This is a genomic window from Paenibacillus liaoningensis (assembly GCF_059609455.1).
Genome location: NZ_JCAALU010000015.1, coordinates 253,592 through 259,591, shown reverse-complemented (window position 1 = coordinate 259,591; position 6,000 = coordinate 253,592). Strand labels below are relative to the sequence as shown.

The 6,000-nt window shown below is 44.5% G+C and carries 8 protein-coding genes; 1 reads left to right on the top strand and 7 read right to left on the bottom strand.

All coding sequences use genetic code 11. From position 1 onward, the window contains the following. Positions 1-193 precede the first annotated feature (193 nt). From AC6B99_RS23875 to AC6B99_RS23845, 7 genes are all read right to left on the bottom strand, one after another. Positions 194-613: an SMI1/KNR4 family protein gene (locus AC6B99_RS23875; RefSeq protein ID WP_494862980.1), complete on the bottom strand. Its 420-nt coding sequence runs from the start codon at positions 611-613 to the stop codon at positions 194-196. A gap of 32 nt (positions 614-645) precedes the next feature. Further along, a complete protein-coding gene (locus AC6B99_RS23870) occupies positions 646-1,623 on the bottom strand; it encodes a polymorphic toxin-type HINT domain-containing protein (protein WP_496664395.1) in 978 nt (325 codons plus the stop codon). Positions 1,624-1,936: 313 nt separating this feature from the next. Further along, positions 1,937-2,791: a DUF5677 domain-containing protein gene (locus tag AC6B99_RS23865; protein WP_496664394.1), complete on the bottom strand. Its 855-nt coding sequence runs from the start codon at positions 2,789-2,791 to the stop codon at positions 1,937-1,939. Between the two features lie 42 nt (positions 2,792-2,833). Next, complete coding sequence (locus AC6B99_RS23860) at positions 2,834-4,453, bottom strand: recombinase family protein (protein ID WP_496664393.1); 1,620 nt, start codon at positions 4,451-4,453, stop codon at positions 2,834-2,836. 116 nt (positions 4,454-4,569) lie between these two features. Continuing rightward, positions 4,570-4,758 (bottom strand): hypothetical protein, encoded by a 189-nt coding sequence (locus tag AC6B99_RS23855; RefSeq protein WP_496664392.1) that lies wholly within the window; start codon positions 4,756-4,758, stop codon positions 4,570-4,572. 37 nt (positions 4,759-4,795) lie between these two features. After that, positions 4,796-5,203 (bottom strand): DUF6075 family protein, encoded by a 408-nt coding sequence (locus AC6B99_RS23850; RefSeq protein ID WP_496664391.1) that lies wholly within the window; start codon positions 5,201-5,203, stop codon positions 4,796-4,798. A gap of 132 nt (positions 5,204-5,335) precedes the next feature. Further along, positions 5,336-5,515, bottom strand: coding sequence for a Spo0E family sporulation regulatory protein-aspartic acid phosphatase (locus AC6B99_RS23845; RefSeq protein ID WP_496664390.1), 180 nt, complete (start codon positions 5,513-5,515; stop codon positions 5,336-5,338). 140 nt (positions 5,516-5,655) lie between these two features. On the opposite strand from AC6B99_RS23845, the gene AC6B99_RS23840 reads away from it, so the two are divergent. After that, a complete protein-coding gene (locus tag AC6B99_RS23840; RefSeq protein WP_246067651.1) occupies positions 5,656-5,892 on the top strand; it encodes a helix-turn-helix domain-containing protein in 237 nt (78 codons plus the stop codon). Positions 5,893-6,000: the final 108 nt, after the last annotated feature.

Below are 6,000 nucleotides of genomic sequence, written 5' to 3'. Positions count from 1 at the left end.
CTATAACGGGAATGCAGATTTAGACAAAGGGGTTATATTATCAAGCATTTTGTGTGTGCGTACAGTTGTTTCGGAGAAATATCATACGGAGGTGATGAGGGTTAAGTTCTTTCATGACGTACCGCCCAATTCATTCGGCACTGGGTAGGGGTAAAAGCAAGACCTTGAGGATTGCCGCCCTCAAGGTCAAAAATCAAAACAACTTTTCAGTTAAATCTGTAAATGAATCGCTGATATCAACAACATTGTTCTCACCAGTATCGCTTGGTCTGCATATTGATATTACAGGCGGTTCACCTAAACGATAATTAAAACAAAATAGATAACTATCCGACCCTAACCCAAATGGTATTAATCCTGATGGAATATTTTTTTTTAATGAATTGTACACATCGAGAATATCAAGCTCATCAAAAGCTAAGAACGTCAATAAGCAACTAAACTGTACAATTGTATTCTCATCCACCATGATGTTACATAGAGATGGTTTACCACCTTGATATTTAAGTACACACTCTAAATAGTCCTTTGGGAACTCAAGAGACAGCCGTTCCTCAACAATTTTTATGTTCTCCAACTGTGCTTCATCGTACTCTGTATTCCAAATGACCATTCCTCACCTACCTTTTTACAATATAATCAAATTTACTTTAACCATTTAATATCACTTGACGACCAATAGGTACCCCAATTCGGGTCATTAACGTCACTAGCTTGGATAATTTCTCCCGTATCGTTCCTCCTAGCTACGTAACCACCATTTTTGTGATAGTATACTGTGACTGGTGCATTATTCATGCCTTTTCTTTGATCTGTCCAATTTACAATACCTGCAGGATTATCTATTGCTTCGCCAATACGTTTATCATTCCAACCTCTTTCAGATATTTGGTCTGCTATACTCTTTCCACCTTTTTTGACAGGTTGATGACTATAGCTGAATGAAGTTCCGGCAGATGTACAATTCGTATTATGCACCCAAATGCCCAAATCCGTTACATAATACGTATGGTAGTCCGCAACAGTAAAGTTATACACGGTAACAGGCTCATCCAGTTTAATATACTCAACCTTATCAATCGTCAGGTTGCTTCCGTCCGCCTTTTGGAGTTTGTCCCCCACTTGAAGTTCATCTGCGAAGAGCCACCCTTTGCCTTCAACCCAAAACGGATGGTTATCGGTTGTCTCGATGACTCGCTCCCCGACATGTAACTTAATAATATCATCACGTTGGTTGCGATATAAAGCAGTTACTTCCTTATAAGCTGTTTTTCCATTAGGATTATTCTCATCCTTGGCGAGAACCTTATCTCCGACCTCAATGTCTTCGATATTTTTCTCCCCTTCATCTGTTAATACCTTTGTTCCGGATGTAAAACAATTACAACCTTTATTTTTGTTATTTTTACCTGTTTTACCAAATCTGCCTATTGTAACGCCTGCTATGAAGTATTCCAGTGCCATACCATTTTTAAAAACTTCGGAAAATGCAGAACTTTTTAATATTTGCTGCAGCTCTGCAGGAGCATTCCGGTAAACAGCGTCTCCATAAGTACTCCAATCATTGTATATAGATCCCATTTGAGTTTCTGTGTAATAATTATATGTTCTCAATGGTCCCATGAAGTTTTTCCCGTTTTTTACTGATTTTCCGTTGTTTTGGTAGTCGGGACTCTCTTTTGAAGAAGAACTGTTACACGAACCTGGATGAGACCACGTCTTATCTTTAGATTCACACCAATTCCCCGTAGGATCAAAATATATTAAAGGATTATTCTATTTTTAACGAGGTAAGAACCTCAGTCTTTTACGAAATTAAGCTGATGACATTAGATGTTTTCCGACTCCCCATAATTCCCCAAAACCCTTCTACTCGGCTGATTCCACTTCCCGATTTCATTTATTATGAAGGACGAACCGCGGGATGAATATTATGTTAGGTGACGTTACTTTCTTCTTTGACTATACTTCCAAGCTCTTCTTTTAGGGATTTTTTCATGTCTTTCATCAACTCTTTCATTCGTTTATTTATATATTTGTTAGTCTCGTTTGTAGTTTCAACATAGTGATTTTTAAGTGTGTCTAGCGAAATATTTAATAGTTGTATGGAATCGAGCACTAATTTATAACAAGACTTTTCGGTTCTTGCATCTTTAAAATCCTCACCTTCAACAGTAACGATTAGTTCAAATAACTTAGAGAATATAAAGACAATAATCGTCCTAACAAGTAAACTATTATTAACCTTTGTAACTGTATAACTAAAATCGCTATCAAAATAGCATGATGCTACACCGAAATTACAGTGCGCATAAGTTGAAAGTAAATCATAGAAAACGTAAAAGTATTGCTTGTCTTTACCTACCTTAAATTTACTTGGATTTTCTTGAGTTCCGATAATAGTTTTATTTCGGTCCATTATTGTGCCATCTGATTGAACATTATAGTGGGCCAGAGATATCTTTATGGGGTGTACGACAAACTGATCAATTCTGTCGTCATTCTCATGTAAATACCTACAACTTAAGTAATTTTCAAAGATACTTCTAGCTAGCGTGAACACATCTTCATTTAAGTCATCCTTCAAAAGGTTTCTTATGGCTATGAGAGTCTTTAAGCTCTTTGTGAAAACAAAATATTCAAAGTCATAGACAAGCTTGCTTGTTTTCTTGTTAACCATCAAATTATCCAATAATCCATACGGAAATGCTGAAAACTCAACGAACTTTTTTGATTCAAAGATATACTTGTTTATTAGTTTGTCAAGCGACTTAATTAATTCATCTTCCATAGAAAGCACCTCACTTAAAGTAAGATCACATAACTTAGTCGTTTACGAAAGTAACCCGACGAATCGGTAATAAATATCAATGCTCTGCACGCGCTTGCCTCCGACCTTCTCGGCATCATACACAACAACCTTATCAATAAGTTCATTCAAAATCGGTTTCGTTAATTCCTTCATATCCGTATACTCTCGTACCCGTTCCAAAAATCGAGTCGTATTTTCCTGCTTGTTCTCTGCTTGTTGAAGCTGATCATCCAGCAGCTCGAGCCGTTCCTTCAATTGAGCTTGCTCTGCTGTAAAATCTCGCGACAACGCCGCATACTGCTCGTCCGTGATTTTTCCTAAAGCATTGTCCTCATATAGTTTCCGCTGAATCGTTTGCAGTTCGCTTTCCCGGCTGTTCAACCTGACGCGCTCTTTCATCGCGGCTCGCCATTGCTTTTTCTGCTGGTTCTGGCTCAACGTGGCAAGCTTCTCCGCAAAGGCGCTTTCCTTCTCCTTGGCGGTCTGCGCGTGTCGCCGGATGTCGGCCAATACAATCTCGTAGATGTCCACATAGCTGATGTAATGGAAGCTGCAATACGCTTTGCCGCGCGTCCGCGACTGATTACAGGCAAAGCTGCCGCGTCCTCCCTTACCGCCGCTGGTTTTGCTGCTGCCGCCGTGAGCGAAGGACAAGCCTTGGCCGCAGGTCGAGCATTTCAGCAACCCCGCGAAGATTTGATGCTCGCCCTCTTTGGTTGGACGCTTCCTCACCCGAATGACCTTCTGCGCCAAAGCAAAGGTTTCCTCGTCAATTAGCGGCTCATGCGTATTCCGAACCTCAATCCATTCGTCCTCGGGCACGGCGACCACCCGCTTTTTCTTAAAAGAGGGCTTGGTTGCCTTGTGGCTCACCATGTGCCCCAGATGCGCCTTGTTCTGGAGAATGGCCTTGACGGTCGTTGCGCCCCAATCATACGGATGAAGGGTATTGGCGACCTTCAGATAACGCTGATGCTGCTCCGCCAAATAAGCGCGAGGAGTGAGAACACGATCTGCCCGCAGCAGTCTGCCGATTTTAAAGGGACTGTGACCTTCCACCGCTAATCGGAAAATGCGTTGCACAATCGCGGCGGTCTTTTCATCAGGAATCAGCTTATGCTTGTTCTGCTCGTCTTTGCGGTAGCCGTAAGGGGCAAAGGCTCCCGTGTAATCGCCGTTTAACGCCCGCTGGCGATAGCCGCTCTTGACCTTCCGACTCGTATCGCGGACGAACCATTCATTGAACAGATTCCGCAGCTCCATGAAATCGTCTTCGCCCTTGGCTGTGTCGATGTTCTCGCTGACGGCAATAAAGCGTACCTGATGCTCCGGGAAAAACACCTGAATGCACAGGCTTGTTTCAATCTGGTTGCGGCCCAAACGGCTCAAATCCTTGACCAGCACAATATCAATACGGCCGCTCTCAATGTCTCTCTTCATTCGTTGGAAGTCGGGGCGATCAAAGTTGGTGCCGCTCCAGCCATCGTCCGTGTACACCTCAACCACTTCAAAGCCCTGCTCCTTCGCGTAACGCCGGAGCAAAATCCGTTGATTTTCGATACTCATGCTCTCGCCACTCTGTTCATCGTCCCGACTCAAACGACAGTAGATCGCGGTTCGGGTTTGCTGTTGTTTTTTCATCCTCCGTCCTTTCCCAGCAACAAATCGGCTGATTTCAGTATACCGGATTTTGGAAGGTTGAGGTAGGGTGTCCCGCGTCTATGAGAAAAGGGAACCGCGAGGATTCCCTTCCGGCTTCATCGGCTTCTGAACGCTTCATCTTCCCATGTTCGCAAAACAAGCCGTTCGATTTTATCACCAAGCGTTTCATTACCGATAAAATGACATTGCACGATATACAAGCTTTTCCCCAACTGCATCTCGTGTATCGGATCGCGGTCGCGGTCTGCCGGAGCCGATGGCAGAGGAAGCTTCTCCTCGTTCATCCGCGTCTCTCCCTTCCGTAAATCTCCCAAACGCGGCTCACCGCGTGTGTTCGGCATGAGGCTTGATGACAGGTGTCGGTTGGCGAGTATACGCCGGATAGCGCATCCGTATCGCTTCAAAAAAGTAGGGAGCAGCTTCGCAATCAAACAGTTCATACGGAGTTGAATACCGTTCCTCGCCCGCTTGGCTCCAACCGTTCCAGAGATTAAACGCCAAACGACAGATACGGAGAGAACCTCCCGTTTGCCAGGAAGCAGACAGGCCTTCCGGTTTGATGCCGCCATCGGAAAAGTCGAACAAGTCCTGAATATGGGGGCGGGTATCCTTCGACAGTCCCAGCGTGTAAAACAAGGCGCGATGGTAACTGTCGGTACAACGACTTTCGGCTAACATTCGGTAGTAAAAAGCTTCATGCCGGTCGTCACGAAAGACGGGAGACTTCATGTTCTCGCTCTCCTCTCCAAAATAAAACGGTTAGTCGGAGGGCTTCTTCAAATACAGCCCTCTACTAACCGTTTCATTTTCGCGCCTAAATCGGACACCTCTGTGCCGATTACCTTAAAAAAAGCAGGGATCTCAGCCTTGCATAATCTGCACTCCCGTTTTGAAGGCTTGATACACATTCAACAGACGATCCAGCTCCCTTGATTTTTCGAGCATCGCCGGGCTTGGAAGACTGTCATGCAGGGCTTGCTCATTTAGTTCCCGGCGAACGCTTTCGATACGCGCCAGCAGTTCCTCGACTCCTTTCGCCATGATGCCCTCCTTCGCCGACCAAATCGTTCAGGCTCGCCCCGGCATGAGTAAAGGCGTGTATAGAAAATTCTAGTGCATAACACACTGAAAGTAAATAGCGGATTATCCACTGAACTATACTCATCCTGAGGTGAGTGCTTGTGGTCTATGAACGAATACGAAACATGCGTGAAGATAAGGATTTATCACAGGAGCAGCTATGTGCGCATCTGAATTGCAAACAGCGGACGTACAGTGATTACGAACGGGGAAAGCTCGATATTCCGACAGCGCTCTTAATCGCATTAGCCGACTTCCATCAAACAAGTGTCGATTATTTACTTGGCCGCACCGATCAAAAAACGCCTTACCCGCCCCGCGCGAAGAAACGCTCTTGACTCCGGCCAGCCCTTCCTATTGTTCCCGGCAGGTGCTTTATGGCGCCGTGTAACGGTGCAGCAAGCACTGAATTTGGTCTCCCAAATTCGCTTGTTGAGGGCTACGCC